The sequence below is a fragment of the Metallibacterium scheffleri genome, assembly GCF_002077135.1.
GTDB lineage: Bacteria > Pseudomonadota > Gammaproteobacteria > Xanthomonadales > Rhodanobacteraceae > Metallibacterium > Metallibacterium scheffleri.
Genome location: NZ_LDOS01000002.1, coordinates 218501 through 237735, shown reverse-complemented (window position 1 = coordinate 237735; position 19235 = coordinate 218501). Strand labels below are relative to the sequence as shown.

Here is a 19235-nt window from a genome sequence, read left to right as displayed (position 1 = left end):
CTGTGCCTCACTCCACTGCGCTGCTGGCGCGTGCAAGTTGCTGCGCCGTCTCGTGGCGCGCGGCGAGGTCGCCCAGCGCGCGCCGGTATTCGTGCGGGAACACCTTGACGAAGCGCGCGCGCGCGGTCTCCCACTGCTGCAGGAGTTCACGCGCGCGCAACGAGCCGGTCCAGCGGTGGTGCGCTTCGAGCAGGCGCCGCACGCACGCCTCATCACTCTCGCCGCCGTGCCACAGCGCGCGCGGCAGCGTGTCGATCTGCGCGGCCTCGGGCAGCACCCGTTCCAGTGTCACCATGGCGGTGTTGCAGCGCTGCGCGAAGGCGCCGTCCACATCCAGCACATAGGCCACGCCGCCGCTCATGCCGGCGGCGAAGTTGCGTCCGCTGGCACCCAGCACGAGCACGCTGCCGCCGGTCATGTATTCGCAGCCGTGGTCGCCACAGCCCTCGACCACCGCGCTGGCGCCGGAGTTACGCACCGCGAAACGCTCGCCAGCCACGCCGCGCAAAAACGCCTCACCGGCGGTGGCGCCGTACAGCACGGCGTTGCCGACGATGATGTTGTCCTGCGCCTCGCCGCGGAAGTCGATACTCGGACGCACCACCACGCGCCCGCCGGACAGGCCCTTGCCGGTGTAATCGTTGGCATCACCGATCAGGTACAGGGTGATGCCGTGCGCCAGGAACGCGGCGAAGCTCTGCCCGCCGCTGCCCTCCATCTGGATATGCAAGGTGTCGTCGGGCAGGCCCGCGCTGCCGAAACGCCGCGCCACTTCGCCCGACAGCATGGCGCCAACACTGCGGTTGACGTTGCGCACGTCCTGGATGAAATGCACGCGCTCGCCCTGCTCCAGCGCGGCGCGCGCGCGTTCGACCAGCTTGTTGTCCAGCGCCTGCCCGAGGCCATGATCCTGCGCGGATTCGTGGCGTCGCGCACCCACGCCGGGCGCGGCCAGCACGCGCTTGAGATCGACCGCGTGCGCCTTCCAGTGCGGCACATTCGCGCGCGCATGCAGCAGCTCGACGCGACCGACCAGATCCTCGAAGCGGCGCACGCCGAGCTGCGCCATAAGACCGCGCACTTCCTCGGCAAGAAAAAAGAAATAGTTGATGACGTGCTCGGGCGTGCCGCTGAACAGCTTGCGCAGGCGCGGATCCTGCGTGGCGATGCCCACCGGACAGGTGTTGAGGTGGCACTTGCGCATCATGATGCAGCCGGCCGCGACCAGCGGCGCGGTGGCGAAGCCGAACTCGTCGGCGCCCAGCAGCGCGGCGATCACCACGTCGCGCCCGGTGCGCAACTGGCCGTCCACCTGCACGCGGATGCGCCCGCGCAGGCCGTTCTGCACCAGCGTCTGCTGGGTTTCCGCCAGACCGATCTCCCACGGCGCGCCGACGCGCTTGATGCTGGACAGCGGCGCCGCGCCGGTGCCGCCGTCATGACCGGCGATGACCACGTGGTCGGCCTTGGCCTTGGCCACGCCGGCGGCGATGGTGCCGACGCCGGTCTCGGACACCAGCTTGACGCTGATCGAAGCACGCGGATTGACGTTCTTCAGGTCGTGGATGAGCTGCGCCAGATCCTCGATCGAATAGATGTCGTGATGCGGCGGTGGCGAGATCAGGCCCACGCCAGGGACCGCGTGACGCAGGAATCCGATGTAGTCGCTGACCTTGCTGCCCGGCAACTGGCCGCCCTCGCCAGGCTTGGCGCCCTGCGCCATCTTGATCTGGATCTGCTCGGCGCTGGCCAGATACTCGGCGCTGACACCGAAGCGCGCCGAGGCCACCTGCTTGATGCGCGAGCGCAGCGAATCGCCGGCCCGCAGCGGCTGGTCGGCCACCACCGCCTCGCCGCCCAGCACGCCCAGCAGCGTGTCGCCGTCCTGCAGGCCGGGCCCGCCTTGCAACTCGGCGCGATAGCGCGCCGGGTCCTCGCCGCCCTCGCCGGTGTTGCTGCGTCCGCCGATGCGGTTCATCGCCAGCGCCAGGGTGGCATGCGCCTCGGTGGAGATCGAGCCCAGCGACATCGCGCCGGTGCTGAAGCGGGTGACGATGGACGCGGCCGGCTCGATCTCATCCAGCGCCACCGGACCCGCGGCATCGCAGCCAAACTCGAGCAGGCCACGCAAGGTCAGCAACTGGCGCGAATGCTCGTTGATCAGCGCGGCGTAATCACGGTAGGTATCGCCGTGGCCACTGCGCACCGCGTGCTGCAACTTGGCCACGGCGTCGGGCGACCACAGGTGGTGCTCGCCCTGCGCGCGCCAGGCGTAGTCGCCGCCGGGCCCGGGCTCCGGGTCCGCTGCCGCGCCCGCAGTCCACGCCGCATGGTGCAAGCGCAGCGCTTCCGCGCCCAGCGCGAACACATCCACGCCGTCCACTGGTGCCAGCGTGCCGCTGAAGTACTGGTCCACCAGTGTCTGCGCCAGGCCGATCGTCTCGAAACACTGCGCGCCGCAATAGCTCATGAAGGTCGAGATGCCCATCTTCGACATCACCTTGAGCAGGCCCTTGCCGATTGCCTTGATGTAATTGCGTTGCGCCTGCTCGGCGCTCGGCGTCGCGGCGCCGGGCTCGCCCAGTTGCGCCAGCAGCGCGGCCACCGTGTGCAGCGCCAGATACGGGTGCACGGCCTCGGCGCCGTAGCCGGCCAGGCAGGCGAAATCGTGCACCTCGCGCGCGCTGCCGGTTTCCACCACCAGCCCGGTCTGCGTGCGCAGGCCGCGCGCGATCAGGTGCTGGTGCAGCGCCGAGGTCGCCAGCAGAGCCGGGATCGCCACGCGCGCGGCGTCCTGGCTGCAGTCGGACACGATCAGGATGTTGTGGCCGCTGCCCAGCGCATCCACCGCTTCGGCGCACAACGAGGCCAGCCGTGCCTCGATGCCCTCGGCGCCCCACGCGGCCGGATAGCAGATGTCCAGCGTGTAACTGCGGAACTTGCCGTCGCTGATGCGCGCGATCTGGCGCAGCCGCGCCATGCCGGCAAAATCGAGGATGGGCTGGGCCACCTCCAGGCGCAGCGGCGGGTTGACCTGGTTGATGTCGAGCAAGTCCGGCTTGGGACCGATGAACGACAGCAGCGACATCACCAGTTGCTCGCGGATCGGATCGATCGGCGGATTGGTGACCTGCGCGAAGCGCTGCCGGAAATAGGCATACAGCGGCCGCACGCGCTGCGACAGCACCGCCAGCGGCGCGTCGTCGCCCATCGAGCCGATGGCTTCCTCGGCGTTCAACGCCATCGGTGCCAGCACCAGGCGCAAGTCCTCGCTGCTGTAACCGAAGGCGTGCTGGCGTGCCGCGAGATCATCCGGCGGCGGCGCTGCGGCAGCGTGCGCCTGCGGCGCGTCCAGCGCATCCAGACGCACGCGCAGCGCCTCCACCCACTGCCGGTATGGCCGCGCCGAGGCCAATTGGGCTTTCAGTTCATCGTCGTCGATGATGCGCCCGGCGTCGGTGTCGATCAGCAGCATGCGCCCGGGCTGCAGCCGCCACTTGCGCACGATGCGACTCTCCGGCACCGGCAGCACACCCACCTCCGAGGCGAGAATCACGCGCTCGTCGTCGGTCAGGATGTAGCGTGCCGGGCGCAATCCGTTGCGATCCAGCGTTGCGCCGATCTGGCGGCCGTCGGTGAAAGCGATCGCGGCGGGGCCGTCCCACGGCTCCATCATCGCCGCGTGGTACTCGTAGAACGCGCGCCGGCGCGGGTCCATGTGCTCGTGCTGCTCCCAAGCCTCCGGGATCATCATCATCATCGCCTGCGCCAGCGGGTAGCCGGCCATCACCAGCAGTTCCAGCACATTGTCGAAACAGGCGGTGTCCGACTGCTCCGGATAGATCAGCGGCCACAGGCGTTGCAGGTCCGCGCCCAGCAGCGGCGAGCGCACCGCGCCCTCGCGCGCGCGCATCCAGTTGTAGTTGCCGCGCACGGTGTTGATCTCGCCGTTGTGTGCGACCAGCCGATACGGATGCGCCAGCGCCCATTCGGGAAACGTGTTGGTGGAAAAGCGCTGGTGCACCAGCGCCAACGCCGACACCGCGCGCGCGTCCGCCAGATCGCGGTAGTACTGGCCGACCTGATCGGCCAGCAGCAGACCCTTGTAGACCACGGTGCGCGTGGACATCGAAGGCACGAAGTATTCAGTGCCATGGCGCAGACCCAGCGCGCGGATGGCGTGGCTGGCGGTCTTGCGGATCACGTACAACTGACGCTCCAGCGCATCGGCGACGCGCACCTGCGCGCCGCGACCGATGAACACCTGGCGGATCACTGGCTCGCGCGCGCGAACCGCCGGCGACATTGGCATGTCGCGATCCACCGGCACCTCGCGCCAGCCCAGCACGCGCTGGTCCAGTGCGCGCACCGCGCGTTCGATTTCCTGCTCGCAGGCCGCGCGCGACGCCGGCTCGCGCGGCAGGAAGACCATGCCCACGCCGTACTCCCCCGGCGGCGGCAGGCGGATGCCGCGCGCCGACATGTCCTCGCGGTACAACGCGTCGGGAATCTGCATGAGGATGCCGGCGCCATCGCCCATCAACGCATCGGCGCCGACCGCGCCACGATGGTCGAGGTTGTGCAGGATGGCCAGTCCATCGCGCACGATGGCGTGCGATTTCTGCCCCTTGATGTGCGCGACGAAACCCACGCCGCAGGCGTCGTGCTCGTAACCGGGGCGATAAAGCCCGGCGCCGGCGCGCAGCGGAACAGGATGGACGTGCTGCGGCATGACAGGCTCCGGCGACTACGGGCGACACCGCCGCGCCGTGCGGCCCCGACCGGGGCTGACGCGGTGCACAACATGCGGTACATGTGGAGACTGCCGCCGTCAAGCGCGCTTGTCCAGCACCTATTGATCCCCCGCCGTCTACGCGGAGATGACGGGATGGGGCGATGGAGAAGTCACCTGCGCAGCAGGCGCTACTGTCGGGGTCGCCTTTCTTTGATCAAGCACAGGATCGCGCCTTGACTGCGCGCCGCTCGCCGTGCGCAAACCCGCCCATCCTTAGGGCGCGAACATGCGCGCCTTGCCCTCGTCTGCTCGCTGCTTGCCGCTTACTTCCATGCATGAACGATCGCGCGATAGTGCCGCGCGCGTGTTCCCCACGGAATTCTGAGAGTCGCCGCGATATGCCTCGCCATTGATTTTATCGGCCCTAATCTCGGAGGCCCTTTTTTCACAACGACTCGACTAAAGCCAGCCGCCTTGCACAATCCTACCAACGCCGCAATATTTGGCCCCCACCAATTTGATGGATCGCCATTCAATTCTGACGTTGGATAGAACTCGGCGAGCGATTGCGCTTGCCCGAGAATCTCCACTGCGTGAGTCTCGATAATCGCGAGCGTCCGCGTCAGCTCGGCGACCTTTTTAAGAGACTCAAGGGGATTTTGCATATGGTAAAGAACGCCGAGGAAAAAAACCACGTCGAACGTACCGATTTCGGCACTGCTTGCCAGCAAAAAGTCTTGGTTGCGCGTCGTCACCTTGCTATCAAGGATTCGGTGAGCCAGATCAAAACCATTTTTCCCAGGAAGATCTACGGGATTCCAAAACTTGGTCGTCTCAACTGGGTCACCCGAGTTCGACATATTTTTGTGCAAGGCATTGATCCGCCTATGTTCAGGCGATCGAAATTGGCACTACGGGGCGATGTCGAAGGGTTCTCTGGTCGGGATGTCGAGTTGAAGTTGGTCGAACAGGGCAAGCTGCTCGGGGCTCAGGTCGGTCAGGCCGCTGGCGGCACCCTGGCCGGCGATGCGCACCTGGTGGAGCTGGATGCGGCGGGCGATTTCGAGCGCGCGCTCGGGGGAGTAGTAACTGCCAGTGGACTTGAGCTGCATGCGCAGCACGCGGTACAGCACCAGCGCCATGAAGCAGATCAGGGCGTGGGCGCGGATGCGGTCGGGCAGGCGGTGGAACACCGGGGCGATCTCGATCTCGGACTTGAGCACCCGGAAGCCACGTTCGATGTCGGCCAGCGACTTGTAGCGCGCGATCACTTCGGCGGGATCGAGGTCCGTGGTGTTGGTCACCAGCAGCAGCTTGCCGTCGTTGAGTTCGGCGCGCTTGAGCGCGGCCTCGTCCTCGGTGTAGGCGAACCGGTCGGACTGCAGGTCGACCTTGATGATCGATCCCAGATGGGCGTCGCTGACGGCGCGGAACAGCCATGCCTTGGCGCCCGAGTCGCTCAGGCGCCGACCCTTGAAAGCGGCGCCGGCGTCCTGGGCGTCGAGCTTGCCGGCGCGCAGCTCGGCTTGCTGCGTCAGCGTCTCGATGGTCTGGCGCCGTGCGGCGCTCTGCTGTGCAGCCGCCTGCGGTTCGTGCGCCCAGACCAGGCGCAGACCCTGCCAGGACGTCTCGCCGATGACCTCGTCCTTGGCCTGCACGCAGTGCTCGGCCTCCCGAGTTCGACATATTTTTGTGCAAGGCATTGATCCGCCTATGTTCAGGCGATCGAAATTGGCACTACGGGGCGATGTCGAAGGGTTCTCTGGTCGGGATGTCGAGTTGAAGTTGGTCGAACAGGGCAAGCTGCTCGGGGCTCAGGTCGGTCAGGCCGCTGGCGGCACCCTGGCCGGCGATGCGCACCTGGTGGAGCTGGATGCGGCGGGCGATTTCGAGCGCGCGCTCGGGGGAGTAGTAACTGCCAGTGGACTTGAGCTGCATGCGCAGCACGCGGTACAGCACCAGCGCCATGAAGCAGATCAGGGCGTGGGCGCGGATGCGGTCGGGCAGGCGGTGGAACACCGGGGCGATCTCGATCTCGGACTTGAGCACCCGGAAGCCACGTTCGATGTCGGCCAGCGACTTGTAGCGCGCGATCACTTCGGCGGGATCGAGGTCCGTGGTGTTGGTCACCAGCAGCAGCTTGCCGTCGTTGAGTTCGGCGCGCTTGAGCGCGGCCTCGTCCTCGGTGTAGGCGAACCGGTCGGACTGCAGGTCGACCTTGATGATCGATCCCAGATGGGCGTCGCTGACGGCGCGGAACAGCCATGCCTTGGCGCCCGAGTCGCTCAGGCGCCGACCCTTGAAAGCGGCGCCGGCGTCCTGGGCGTCGAGCTTGCCGGCGCGCAGCTCGGCTTGCTGCGTCAGCGTCTCGATGGTCTGGCGCCGTGCGGCGCTCTGCTGTGCAGCCGCCTGCGGTTCGTGCGCCCAGACCAGGCGCAGACCCTGCCAGGACGTCTCGCCGATGACCTCGTCCTTGGCCTGCACGCAGTGCTCGGCCTGCACGGCGCCGAGGATCTCGTTGAACTCCCCATAGCGGCGACCCGGCACGGCCAGGATGAACTCCAGGGGTTGCGCCGTCTTGCCGATGCGCACCGTCTGCAGCCATTCCAGGTTGTCCAGGCTGAGCAGGCCGCGGTCGGCCACCAGCACGACGCGCTTGACCGGGTAGAGGGCCAGGATCTCGTCGATGACGGCATGCAGCGTCGGCGCCTCGGCCGTGTTGCCCGCCCACACGCGATGCGCAATGGGCAAGCCTTCGGCGGTCTGCACGACGCCGAGCATGACCTGCCGGCGGATGCCGCCGTCCTTGGACAGGCCGAACTGGCGAATCTCGCCGGGCACCTCACTCTGGCCCTCCATGCCGATCGTCGTCATGTCGTAGAACACGATCGACAGGTCCTGATCGACCAGCGGCCGCAGCACCGCCGCCAGGGTGCGCTGCATCGCCTCACTGCGCTCGGCCAGCGTGTCCATGGTGCGCAACAGCCGCTGGTGCGTGACCGAGGTGCTGTCGACTCCCGGCACCCGGGTGCCTTCGAGCCAGCGCAAGACGCCGAGCTTGGACGTGGCATCGCACAGCCGGTTGAAGACCATCACCCGGAGCAATCGCTCGGCATCGAAGGCGCCGTGAGCGTTGCGCAGCACCCGGCGAAACGCCTCGTCCCAGCCCAGCTTGTGCCACAGCGCGTGCAGCATCCACGTGTCGCCCACCGCCAGCGCCGGGGCAAAGCGCACCGAGGGCGCCTGCGGCTCCTCGCCGTCGATGACGCGGTGCAGACCGCGAATCAGGGCATCGGCCCCGCCGGTGCGGACCTGCTCCAGGCGACCCAGCGTGGCGACGACGCGCTGGCGGGAGACCCCGCGATCATCGCGGTACGCCTCCACGAGCTTGACGTAGCTGCGCGGACCGGAACGGGTGAGCTTGACGAACATGTCGCCACTCTACTGCACAAAATAACGCTACTGAGCATACTCTGCTAAATAACGTGTCACTACAGCATGGCCGCTTCGGACGAGCCAAAACCCTTGTCGCGACACACCTTCAGAGCAAAATCTCCGCTCGAAGATGTCGAACTTGGGCGGCCTGCACGGCGCCGAGGATCTCGTTGAACTCCCCATAGCGGCGACCCGGCACGGCCAGGATGAACTCCAGGGGTTGCGCCGTCTTGCCGATGCGCACCGTCTGCAGCCATTCCAGGTTGTCCAGGCTGAGCAGGCCGCGGTCGGCCACCAGCACGACGCGCTTGACCGGGTAGAGGGCCAGGATCTCGTCGATGACGGCATGCAGCGTCGGCGCCTCGGCCGTGTTGCCCGCCCACACGCGATGCGCAATGGGCAAGCCTTCGGCGGTCTGCACGACGCCGAGCATGACCTGCCGGCGGATGCCGCCGTCCTTGGACAGGCCGAACTGGCGAATCTCGCCGGGCACCTCACTCTGGCCCTCCATGCCGATCGTCGTCATGTCGTAGAACACGATCGACAGGTCCTGATCGACCAGCGGCCGCAGCACCGCCGCCAGGGTGCGCTGCATCGCCTCACTGCGCTCGGCCAGCGTGTCCATGGTGCGCAACAGCCGCTGGTGCGTGACCGAGGTGCTGTCGACTCCCGGCACCCGGGTGCCTTCGAGCCAGCGCAAGACGCCGAGCTTGGACGTGGCATCGCACAGCCGGTTGAAGACCATCACCCGGAGCAATCGCTCGGCATCGAAGGCGCCGTGAGCGTTGCGCAGCACCCGGCGAAACGCCTCGTCCCAGCCCAGCTTGTGCCACAGCGCGTGCAGCATCCACGTGTCGCCCACCGCCAGCGCCGGGGCAAAGCGCACCGAGGGCGCCTGCGGCTCCTCGCCGTCGATGACGCGGTGCAGACCGCGAATCAGGGCATCGGCCCCGCCGGTGCGGACCTGCTCCAGGCGACCCAGCGTGGCGACGACGCGCTGGCGGGAGACCCCGCGATCATCGCGGTACGCCTCCACGAGCTTGACGTAGCTGCGCGGACCGGAACGGGTGAGCTTGACGAACATGTCGCCACTCTACTGCACAAAATAACGCTACTGAGCATACTCTGCTAAATAACGTGTCACTACAGCATGGCCGCTTCGGACGAGCCAAAACCCTTGTCGCGACACACCTTCAGAGCAAAATCTCCGCTCGAAGATGTCGAACTTGGGGGGTCAGGCTCTCTCGCGACCCGCATGCACTCTTGCCGATACTTTGCCAATCCGGGCCTGTCTGTTGCCCACACGTAATGATCCAGGGCAACAATAGATTCGGCTCCATGACGCTCTGCCTCGAAACTGAAGAAGCCATCCCAAGCTCCGATATCGAGAACACTCTTGCCTCTCAAGTCGGGCACCTCCATTGCACGCCACTCATTATGGAGGACTTGTTGACTCTTGCCGCCAGGAGTTATGAATCCATTCAGATCTATGCTGTGCCACCAAAATCCGATTTCATTAACAGCCTTGGCGATTTATGTGTCAGCCATGTTTGTCGCGTAGCTGGAACTCTGAGTGCTTAGTGCATCTTCTTTCATGTTGGTATGCATTGGGTACTCGCTTTTTGTGAATATGCTAGCTTCTTTCATTTGAGATCCAAAGGATCAGGCATAGCGGCGGCGGACATGCGGCACTTTGCAGGCTATATCCGGCGCTCGCAGCCAATCTGTCTCTTACGCGCAAGCATACCGCACGCACCGGCTCTTTTCTCGCCGTCCCGCGCCATCGTACACGCGCCAGCATTGCACCCGCGCACCATAATCCCGCCACAGCGCAACGCAGCTTGACCGCGCCGGCCACGCGCACAAGGCTAGGCGCGTGGCCGCAGCCCGCGGCCCCGCCATGACCCGCCCGCGCCGGCTGCGCCGGTGGCGGCACTGTCCCCGTGGACGGGCCAGACGCTCACCCGACGCGCGTCCACGACGTGCGCCGCAATGGAGACCGTCATGCCCATCACCCCCCGCGACATCCGCAACATCGCCCTGGCAGGACACCCCGGCGCCGGCAAAACCACCCTGTTCGAAGCCCTGCTGCTGGCCGGCGGCGTGATCCAGACGGCAGGCACGATCGAGCGCGGCAGCACGCTCGGCGATTTCGACGCCGAGGAAATCGCGCGCGGCCATTCCATCCAGAGCGCGCTAGCCACGATCGAGCGCCCCGGCCTGCGCGTGAACCTGATCGACACGCCCGGCTATCCGGATTTTCGCGGCCCCACGCTGGCGGCGCTGACCGCGGTGGAAACCGTGGCCATCGTGGTCAACGCCGCGGCCGGCATCGAGTACGGCACGCGCCGGCTGCTGCACTACGCGCGCGAACGCGGCCTGGCGCGCGTACTGGTGATCAACCACATCGATGCCGAGGACGCCGACCTCGCCGCGCTGGTGGATGCGCTGCGCGCCGAATTCGGCCCCGAATGCCTGCCGGTGAACCTGCCTGCCCGCGGCCGCGCCACGGTGCTGGATGCGTTTTCCCACGCCAGCGGCGACACCGACTTCGACAGCCTCGCCGGCGCGCACGCGCGCATCCTCGATCAGGTCGTCGAGATCAACGAACGCATGATGGGCCGCTATCTGGATGCCGGCGAGGACGCGCTGAGCGCGCAGGATCTGCACGACGCTTTCGAGCAGTGCCTGCGCGAAGGACATCTGCTGCCGATCTGCTTCACCAGCGCGCGCAGCGGCGCTGGCGTGGCCGAGTTCATCGAGCTGGCGCAGCGCCTGCTGCCCAACCCGGCCGAGGCCAATCCGCCGCCGTACCGGCGCAACAGCGACGACGCGCGTATCGAGGTGTTGCCCGATCCCGCGCGGCATGTGCTGGCCGACGTGTTCAAGATTCAGCACGACGCATTCCTCGGCAAGATCGCCGTGTTTCGCGTGCACCAGGGCACGCTGCACCGCGACGCGCAGCTGTTTGTCGACGATGCGCGCAAGCCGTTCAAGGTCGGGCACTTGTTCCGCCTGCGCGGCAAGGACACGGTGGAGATCAGCGAGGCCATCCCCGGCGATATCGCCGCGGTGGCCAAGATCGATGACATCCACCCCGAGGCCGTGCTGCACGATTCGCACGACGAGGATGGCATCGCGCTGGCGCCGATCGCGCTGCCGCAGCCGATGTTCGCGCTGGCCATCGAGGCCGCCAGCAAGGGCCAGGAACAGAAGCTGGCGCTGGCGCTGGCGCGGCTGGCCGAGGAAGACCCGTGCTTTCGCATCGAGCACCGCAAGGAACTCAACGAGACCGTGATCCGCGGCCTCGGCGAGCTGCACCTGCGCGTGACGCTGGAGCGCATGCGCGCGCGCTTCGGCGTGGAAGTGACCCAGCGCGCGCCGCGCATCGCCTATCGCGAAACCGTCAGCCGCCTCGCCGAAGGCCACTTCCGTCACAAGAAGCAAACCGGCGGTGCCGGCCAGTTCGGCGAGGTTTTCCTGCGCGTCGAGCCGCTGCCGCGTGGCGCCGGATTCGAGTTCGTCGATGCGGTCAAGGGCGGCACCATCCCCGGCCAGTTCATTCCGGCGGTGGAAAAAGGCGTGCGCCAGGGCCTGGGGCTGGGCGCGATCGCGGGCTATCCGCTGGAGGATTTGCGCGTGACCGTGCACGACGGCAAGAGCCATCCGGTGGACTCCAAGGAAGTCGCCTTCATCAGCGCCGGGCGCAAGGCGTTCCTGGATGCGGTGCTCAAGGCCGAACCACTGCTGCTGGAGCCGATCGTCAATCTGGAAGTGAGCGTGCCGGAGGCGCACGTCGGCGATCTGACCGGCGCGCTGGCGGCGCGGCGCGCGCGCATCCTCGGCACCGGCTCACCGCGCCGCGGCGAGGGCGCGATCAGCGCGCAGGCACCACTGGCCGAACTCGACGGCTTCGCCACCGAACTGAAAGCCGCCACCGCTGGTCAGGGCCGCTACAGCATGGAGTTGGCGCATTACGAGGCCACGCCGCCAGCGGTGCAGAAAAAACTGGCCGCGGCGTGGAAACCGCACGCCGAGGAAGATTAGCGCGGCGCTGGATGACGGCACGAGCCGCAGCGTCTTGTCCCGAGCGCCGAGTCCCCGACGCCCCCGGCCCCCGGTTTTGAGCAGCACGGAGCCTTGGAGCCCAATCGACCCGGTGAAGGAGATTGGGCGTGAATGAAAAAACGCTTTTCCGAAGAGCAGTTGCAACCGGCATCCTCAAAGGCTGCGCGCCCGATTGCGCCGCAAGTGCATGGTTATTAGGCTACGCTGACGTTCAGCAATTTTCCGTTGCACTGCAGCATTCAAAAATGATGCAGCAATATCGTGTGCCGAAGAGACTTGATCATGAGATCATCTGAAGCTCAGGTAGTGAAAAACTCGATTCGTACGCTACTGGCTCAGAATCGCATAGCGGATGCGATCGCAGTCATTGATACATTTATGCAATCGAATCCCCCCCCCCCCGAATTGGTCCTGTGGCGCGCACAGCTTCTGTTGTCTGCGGGACGTCTGGCTGACGCAATCACTGCCTTTCGAACGGCCATTTCTGTTGCGCCCCGTAGTGGCACGGCAGAACTCGGGCTTGCAGTGGCTCTGGGCGAAAGCGGACAAAGCGATGCGGCGGTCGTTGCGGCACGAAGCGCCATTGCCAAAGGAGCCGACAGCCCCGGGGCACGATTTGTTCTGGGCCGCGCTCTATTCGGATCAAATCGCTACGATGCAGCCGAAGCTGAGTTTCGTCGGGCAATACGTTTTGACCCTACTCATGTCGCGGCGCATACCAACTTGGCCGAACTCGTCTGGATGCGCACGGGCGACTTCCGCACAGCGACAAACGGGATCGATGTGGCGTTACGTGCCACGCCTGGCCATCTCGAGTTGCGACTTCTAAAGGCCAAGCTATTGGAAGCGTCAGGGCAAACTAATGAAGTCTATCCCGAGCTTGCCGAGGGAATTCGTCACAGAGCAACAAGCGTTGAGTTACACGTGGCCGCGTCCCAGGCAGCACTGAAGTTTGATGCAGCCTGTGCCCTGGCACATGCAGAAACCGCTGTGCGAACGGCACCAGCGAGTGTAGATGCGATCAGCGCCTACGCCGATGCACTGCTGACTTCCGGGCATGCGGAACGCGTGGTTGCAGTTACCGACAAATTGCTTGCAGTCAATCCGGATGACGGCCACGCAATCGCCGTGCGTGCCAGTGCCTGGCGCATGCTGGGAGACCCGCGCTATCGTGCGTTGTACGACTATCAAAACTTCGTCAAGCCGAGTAAGATCGATACGCCAGCCGGATGGCAGAACCTCACCTCTTACCTCTGCGACCTTGCGCAGGCCCTGAGCCGATTGCATGAAGCACTCCGGGCGCAGCCCCTAATGCAGACACTGCGCTCAGGGACGCAGATCGAACTTCGGCTAGAGCAATCCCAAGATCCAGCAATTCGCGCCTTTACACAAGCAATCGACGGACCCATTCGCCGCTACATGGAATCCATTGGTATGGGCGAAGATCTGCTGAGACGGCGCAATACCGGGACATACAAGCTCAGTGGTATCTGGTCTGTGCGATTGCGCCCTAACGGGTATCACGTCAACCATTTCCATGGGAAAGGGTGGCTGTCGTCCGCCTGCCACATCCATGTCCCTGACGCATTAGGTATGGAAGGCAAGGAAGGTTGGCTCACTTTTGGTGAACCGGGGATTCCAACAACACCACACCTGACTCCCGAACACTTTGTGCGCCCCGAGCCAGGCGTCTTAGTCCTGTTCCCGTCATGGATGTGGCACGGTACCATACCTTTCTCGGGAACTCCAACGGACAGTCGTCTGACAATTGCTTTTGACGTTGTCTCTATATAATGCGAACTCCGACCATGAAAGGTCAGCATCCATCTAAATATTATGAAGCCTGCGGACCAAAATTTGAAAACTAACCTTAGACTCGAGCACGATGCACGCTTGGTAGTGAAACAGCGCCAAAGCATCTTCTAATTGAATAGAACCACATCGCAGATCGTCGCAATGGTCCAAGTGCATACCTACAAAGTGATTTAACGTACTTATTTATTTAGAAACACCCTTCGATTTAAAGAGACGATTCGGCTGCATCAGAGGAACTCGGGTTTCATATATCCAAGTCTGCGCGTTATACAACTTCAAAAATCCGTCCCCAAGGTTAAGATCGAAGGTAGATTTGATTTGCGATTAGAACGCAGCAACTGATAGGCAACTCCACCCAATCCCGGCATCAAACTTGGTGAGAAAACATCTCGGACAAAACCACAAGTTGGTCCATAATCTTCAATACTTGTCAAAATAACTTCAAGTAAACTCTGCTCAGTTAGCCCTATGGGTGCTTCTCCGGCATCAATGGCAATTTGCAAAAGCTCCCAAGTGCCTAAATCACCGTGACAGGCGCAATGACTCCATCCTAAACCAAGTCGCCATGCTGCATCTGAGGCGCGGCGCAGCAATTGACGAGTAACGGACTTATTTATATATGGATCTAATGCTACGCGGGCTAAACCAATACCAACCGCGCCGTGACACCAAGCCGCAGCTCCTTTGAGTCCACCGTGGCGCAGATCAAGCCAGTTGCGTTCATTTTCGTCATATAGCGCATCTTCGAATGCAAATGCAGCCTGCGCCATTTCCATGTACCGGCTGTTATCTGCCGCACGAGCTAACTTGGCCAATGCCCAACCAATGCCACTTACCCCATGCGCGAAACCGCCGATTCCATTAGGCCATCTAGGGTGAGGCCAGAATGCACCGATATCACTTCTCTGAGCATTGGAGCAGATCCGATCACCCAAATCACATGCCATACGCAAATAGCGTTTATTCTTCGTTTTTTCTGCAAGTAAAAGGAGTGGCGGAATTGCTCCTGCTCGCCCGATTAGCACGTCGTCAGTTTCGGCATGATCCGCCGCATCCGGGATGGCATCCGCAAGCATGCAAGCGCTTCCCAAATTATCCCACTCATTCGCATAAAAACTTGACAGTACCAAACGAGCCCAAATCTGTGAACCTAACCCGATGTATCCCCCGGGCGGAGATGGCCGCACCTTTATGCTTCCGCTCCGATGTGTTGCACGCTTGTTGTCCGCAAATTCCAATGATTTTCTGATTCCTTCGAATAAGTTTTCAAGCCCATATACAGGATCGACGCGGCCAGCTGAAGTTTCACGTAGATAAGCACTGACAAGTACTGCAATTCCTGAAATTCCTCCATATAAGTCATGCTCGAGAGGCCGCACAGACCAGCCTGCTGGAGTAAAAACGGTTGCAATCCATGCCACACTACCATCTTTGCCGCGAATGGCAGTTCTTATTAATTCCATCATAATACGTGCCGCTTGGCGCCGTCTGCGCGAATCAATGTTTCCGGTTCGCACGCGCTTTGACGACAAGGTGATTTCAGCCGGAGTCCACCCGTCATTAATATATGCGCTCACCAAAGCCGCTTGAATCACATACCGCTCTAATTTAGAGTCAGCACAGCGCCAGCGCCGGAGGGAATCGTCAATCAAATCGCAGGGCGCTAGCCAAGTGATGTTCTGTGGACCAGTTGCCACGCCATGAGAAGCCACAGTAGTGAAAAGTGGGATATCGCCTTGCATTAAATCAGCAACTTCTGCAGTGATCACTGCCTGATTATTGGGGCAAGGGGCACATTGGCGGCCATTTTTTCCAATAAATCATAGGCATGATGAATAGCCACTTCCTCTCTGTGTAGTGACACAGGATGCCACAGCATGCGCGCGACCTCTGCGTATACTTCAGTGGACCTCGCTACTACACGAATCGGACAATCAGAAAAAATTCTCAAAAGACGTTGCAAGGTGCCTTTTGCATCAAGAGCACTCAAAGTCTCTGTCATAGCATCAAATGATTCCAGAACCTCTGGCCAATAGTGCGAGAGATCGGGTTCCAAGCTTGGATGGTTTTGAGAAACCTTAGCATCGACCCAAGTATAATCGACGCGAACCCGATCAGTTCCAGCTTCAAAAAGCCCAAGTTGCATTAACTTTGGTTGTTCACCTGGTAAAGCTCCAACTGCTGATGAATCTACTCCACGCCAACCGAGTCCCATACCCCTTCCAGGCAATAACCCAATACTAAGAACGGAGCTACGGACAAGCTCAGATGCATAATCAATAGCCATCCCAAATCCTGTTGCAACGGTAGGTAACATCGGAGTAAATAAAGTTTCGCAATCGACAATAACGGGACTGCCGCCATGAGCGATCAGGTTCTCTGCATGCAGATCGCTCCCACCGAGTAGTCGCATAATTGCTAGCCAGTGTCCAATACCTCGATAGAATGCTCGAAGCTCGTCATTTCCGAGAGCGTGACGATGATCGATGAATTCAGCCCAGCTATGGTTGTCATGCGACCAAACTCTTGGTACTCGGATAGTTGATGTGCCATTGAACACATCTAGGATCTCGGCGATGAATTGTGCAAGAGCCGCATCAACAGCGGCCGAGCGAGGCTTATAGACGAGCCGACCAGACTGACATTTTAGCAGTGCGACAGCTTGGCCGCTGCGATGAGTATCACCAGCACCAAAACTTACAGCCTGCAATTCACCAGGATCGCCACCACATAGCGTGGCCAGTTTCGCGCGATCGATAGCCAAATATTGAGCAAAGATAAGCGATGCCCCGCACCGGTTTCGCGTAATGCTGTCGACGCGCGAAAGTAGTGATGGGTATTGATCACTTAAAGCGTCCCAGAAGCTTCGCTGTGACGACAATGCAAGAAAGTGGGCCCAGCGAGCCGAACTATCTTGACCTGATAGCCGCCCTTCTACGCGAGCTGCGTGCAGTTCCAGAACTAGCACACGGCACAGCTTTCCATGTAGACTTTCAAGCAGAGACTCTCGCGTCGCAAGCAGGATCGCGTCTCGTTCGCGGTGAGATAGTTGTCGAACTTGCATAAGCTGGGTTGCTAGCTCGTCAAGCGCGGACGAGACCAAGCAACCCAGCGATGGCCCAAAGTTGTTTGCGTCAATAGATGACGCCACTTGATTCAGCAACAAAAAGCTTTGAGAGAATATGTGCAATTTGTGCCGCATTGCGTAAACATGAGTCCGCTCTCCGATGCTATATCAGCTTCGGCGAACTCCCCACTGCTAAACAGAGGACCGGCAGGGTTGCCACTACTCCCATCATTTCGCCACTTCGCTATAAGATCTTTGTCTTGAGAAATAGTATCCATGACGCTCTCCTAGTTGAACTGTTGAGTCGTGTGTCGAAAGGGAGGCTTCAAAGCCACGCCATAGCTTAATGTCACCGACCAGTCGCGGTTTGAGTACACTCTCGACAATTCGCGCTTGTACGCCTATTGCCACAGCAAAGCAAGGGCAGAAAAAACCGGTCGCCGCCCGGAAACCGCGCGCCGAGGAGGATTGAGCGCGGCGCTGGATGACGGCACGAGTCGCAGCGCCTTGTCTCGAGTCCCGAGTCCTCAGCCATTGACCCCGCGCAGGATCACCACCACGCGACGGATGACGGCACGAGCCGCAGCGCCTTGTCTCGAGTCCCGAGTCCTCAGCCGCCGACGCCGCGCAGGATCACCACCACGCGGCGGTTGCGCGCGCGTCCCTCGGGGGTGGCGTTGGAAGCGATCGGATCGGCCTCGCCCTTGCCCTCGACATGGATGCGCGCGGCGCGCACGCCCTGCGCCAGCAGCGTCTGCGCCACGGCCTGAGCGCGCTGCCGCGACAGCACCAGGTTGGCGGCGGCGCTGCCGGTGTCGTCGGTGTAGCCGATCACCAGCAGTGGCGCATGCGCGTGTGACTGCGCGAACTGCACCAGGGTACCGAGATGGCTGGCCGCCTGCGGCCTGAGGCCGGACTGCCCGGGCGCGAACGCATCGCCTTCGAGGGTCATTTGCAGCCCTTGCGGACCTTGCCGCGGGGTCAGGTGATCGAGCCGGCCCTGCATGGCCTGGATCGCCTGCTCGGCCAGCGCCGCCTCACGCTTGGCCAGGCTCGCGGCCTTGCTTTGCATCGCGGCCATCTGCTTGGCCTGGGTGGCTTCCTGCTGCGCCTGCTGGGCCTGCTGGGCGTAGCTCTGACCCTGCGCCTGCAGACGCTGGGTTTCCTCGTCGGCGGCGGCATTTTGCAGGCGCGCCTGCGCCAGTTGCTGGCGCACGCGCGCGACTTCCTGCTCCTTGGCTTGCAGCCGGATGCGATCGCGCTCCTGCTGCAACTGCACCAGCTTGGCGCGCGCGTCATCGATCTGCGCGGTGGTCTGGGCCAACTCGACCCGGCGCGCGGCAATGTAGGCCCAGTAGGCGTGCTCGGTCGGGTCACCCGCGGCTGCCAGCAACTGCGCCAGCGCATCGCGTGCGCGCGCCTGTTCGCCCTGCGCATAGTGGCCCAGCACTGGATCCCGGCCAAGCTGCGCGAGTTCGGCGGACAGATTCTGGTAGACGGGATCGGGCGGCGGCGGCGCGGCCAAGGCCAGGCTGCTTGCCGCGCACAACGCCAGCAGCAACAGGACACGCTTCATGGCGCACCCCCCGTGCTGCTCGCGTTGGCGGGATAGGTTTGCGTGGCACTGCTGGCTGGCGCGGGCGCCGCGTTCATCGGCTGCGTCGCAGCGCCTGGCGTGATGCCCAGCAGGTGGCTGGACAATTCGGCGTTGGCGCGCGCGCGCTGGTGGATCTGCTCGCGCAATTGGCCCAGCTCGGCCCTGGCGCGCGCCAGCTCGGCGGCGGCCTCGGCCTCGTTGGCGTAGCGCCGCGCGCGGTCGTAGTGCTTGCCGGCCAGTGCCTGCTGCGCGAGGGCATAGCGCGCCTGCGCCGTACCCAGGTCCAGTGGCGCGAAGATCGTCGCCTGCGCGCCGCGCGCGGCGTCAAGCATGTCGCGCGCCTGGGTCATGGCGTCGGTGGGCGGCGGCGTGCTGGCGCAGCCACCGAGCAACAGCAACAGGGATGAAACAGCGGAAATGAGTGCCGCGCGGTGGAAAATTCTCATGGGCCGTGCCATAACCTGCGCATCGCAGCGGGGGGTGGCGCGCATTTTTGGCACGCCGGCCCGTACTTGGCA

The 19235-nt window shown here is 63.2% G+C and carries 11 protein-coding genes and 2 pseudogenes; 3 read left to right on the top strand and 10 right to left on the bottom strand.

Annotated features, from left to right (window positions below; all coding sequences use genetic code 11):
• Positions 1-7 precede the first annotated feature (7 nt).
• The 5 genes and pseudogenes from Mschef_RS06250 to Mschef_RS06235 all read right to left on the bottom strand — a co-directional run.
• Positions 8-4732, bottom strand: a complete 4725-nt coding sequence (locus tag Mschef_RS06250) for a glutamate synthase-related protein (protein WP_081127010.1) — start codon at positions 4730-4732, stop codon at positions 8-10.
• 326 nt (positions 4733-5058) lie between these two features.
• The gene (locus Mschef_RS17170; protein WP_139789394.1) at positions 5059-5607 is read right to left on the bottom strand and encodes a DUF1698 domain-containing protein; all 549 of its coding nucleotides are present in this window, start codon (positions 5605-5607) and stop codon (positions 5059-5061) included.
• A 39-nt stretch (positions 5608-5646) separates the two neighbouring features.
• A pseudogene (locus Mschef_RS06245) lies at positions 5647-6387 on the bottom strand (IS1634 family transposase); the annotation flags it as partial.
• A gap of 85 nt (positions 6388-6472) precedes the next feature.
• Positions 6473-8167 carry an IS1634 family transposase gene (locus Mschef_RS06240; RefSeq protein ID WP_081126280.1) on the bottom strand — a complete coding sequence of 565 codons (1695 nt, stop codon included), beginning with the start codon at positions 8165-8167 and terminating at the stop codon, positions 6473-6475.
• A gap of 115 nt (positions 8168-8282) precedes the next feature.
• Positions 8283-9254: pseudogene (locus Mschef_RS06235) on the bottom strand (IS1634 family transposase); the annotation flags it as partial.
• Between the two features lie 920 nt (positions 9255-10174).
• Between Mschef_RS06235 and fusA the strand changes: the two are divergent.
• The 3 genes from fusA to Mschef_RS06225 all read left to right on the top strand — a co-directional run bounded on the left by fusA (position 10175) and on the right by Mschef_RS06225 (position 14032).
• Positions 10175-12217: an elongation factor G gene (gene fusA, locus Mschef_RS06230; protein WP_081129859.1), complete on the top strand. Its 2043-nt coding sequence runs from the start codon at positions 10175-10177 to the stop codon at positions 12215-12217.
• A gap of 128 nt (positions 12218-12345) precedes the next feature.
• A complete protein-coding gene (locus tag Mschef_RS17165; RefSeq protein ID WP_136256375.1) occupies positions 12346-12534 on the top strand; it encodes a hypothetical protein in 189 nt (62 codons plus the stop codon).
• The gene (locus tag Mschef_RS06225; protein WP_081127007.1) at positions 12521-14032 is read left to right on the top strand and encodes a tetratricopeptide repeat protein; all 1512 of its coding nucleotides are present in this window, start codon (positions 12521-12523) and stop codon (positions 14030-14032) included. The genes Mschef_RS17165 and Mschef_RS06225 overlap by 14 nt, the downstream gene beginning before the upstream one ends.
• 296 nt (positions 14033-14328) lie before the next feature.
• Here the strand turns inward: Mschef_RS06225 and Mschef_RS17940 are convergent, their stop codons facing one another.
• The 5 genes from Mschef_RS17940 to Mschef_RS06210 all read right to left on the bottom strand — a co-directional run bounded on the left by Mschef_RS17940 (position 14329) and on the right by Mschef_RS06210 (position 19163).
• Complete coding sequence (locus Mschef_RS17940) at positions 14329-15822, bottom strand: lanthionine synthetase LanC family protein (protein ID WP_197686745.1); 1494 nt, start codon at positions 15820-15822, stop codon at positions 14329-14331.
• Positions 15819-17117 carry a DUF4135 domain-containing protein gene (locus Mschef_RS17935; protein ID WP_242426542.1) on the bottom strand — a complete coding sequence of 433 codons (1299 nt, stop codon included), beginning with the start codon at positions 17115-17117 and terminating at the stop codon, positions 15819-15821. Before Mschef_RS17935 ends, Mschef_RS17940 begins: the two co-directional genes overlap by 4 nt.
• A gap of 92 nt (positions 17118-17209) precedes the next feature.
• The gene (locus tag Mschef_RS18400; protein WP_425480083.1) at positions 17210-17398 is read right to left on the bottom strand and encodes a DUF6229 family protein; all 189 of its coding nucleotides are present in this window, start codon (positions 17396-17398) and stop codon (positions 17210-17212) included.
• A 332-nt stretch (positions 17399-17730) separates the two neighbouring features.
• Positions 17731-18696, bottom strand: coding sequence for an OmpA family protein (locus tag Mschef_RS06215; RefSeq protein WP_081127006.1), 966 nt, complete (start codon positions 18694-18696; stop codon positions 17731-17733).
• Positions 18693-19163 carry a DUF4398 domain-containing protein gene (locus Mschef_RS06210; RefSeq protein WP_168708889.1) on the bottom strand — a complete coding sequence of 157 codons (471 nt, stop codon included), beginning with the start codon at positions 19161-19163 and terminating at the stop codon, positions 18693-18695. Before Mschef_RS06210 ends, Mschef_RS06215 begins: the two co-directional genes overlap by 4 nt.
• Positions 19164-19235 lie beyond the last annotated feature (72 nt).

What these genes read in the sequence shown, in the direction of transcription:
- Mschef_RS06250 (WP_081127010.1), bottom strand. Translation starts at nt 4,732, where the DNA reads ATGCCGCAGCACGTCCATCCTGTTCCGCTGCGCGCCGGCGCCGGGCTT.
- Mschef_RS06240 (WP_081126280.1), bottom strand. Translation starts at nt 8,167, where the DNA reads ATGTTCGTCAAGCTCACCCGTTCCGGTCCGCGCAGCTACGTCAAGCTC.
- fusA (WP_081129859.1), top strand. Translation starts at nt 10,175, where the DNA reads ATGCCCATCACCCCCCGCGACATCCGCAACATCGCCCTGGCAGGACAC.
- Mschef_RS06225 (WP_081127007.1), top strand. Translation starts at nt 12,521, where the DNA reads ATGAGATCATCTGAAGCTCAGGTAGTGAAAAACTCGATTCGTACGCTA.
- Mschef_RS17935 (WP_242426542.1), bottom strand. Translation starts at nt 17,117, where the DNA reads ATGCAAGTTCGACAACTATCTCACCGCGAACGAGACGCGATCCTGCTT.
- Mschef_RS18400 (WP_425480083.1), bottom strand. Translation starts at nt 17,398, where the DNA reads ATGGATACTATTTCTCAAGACAAAGATCTTATAGCGAAGTGGCGAAAT.
- Mschef_RS06215 (WP_081127006.1), bottom strand. Translation starts at nt 18,696, where the DNA reads ATGAAGCGTGTCCTGTTGCTGCTGGCGTTGTGCGCGGCAAGCAGCCTG.
- Mschef_RS06210 (WP_168708889.1), bottom strand. Translation starts at nt 19,163, where the DNA reads ATGAGAATTTTCCACCGCGCGGCACTCATTTCCGCTGTTTCATCCCTG.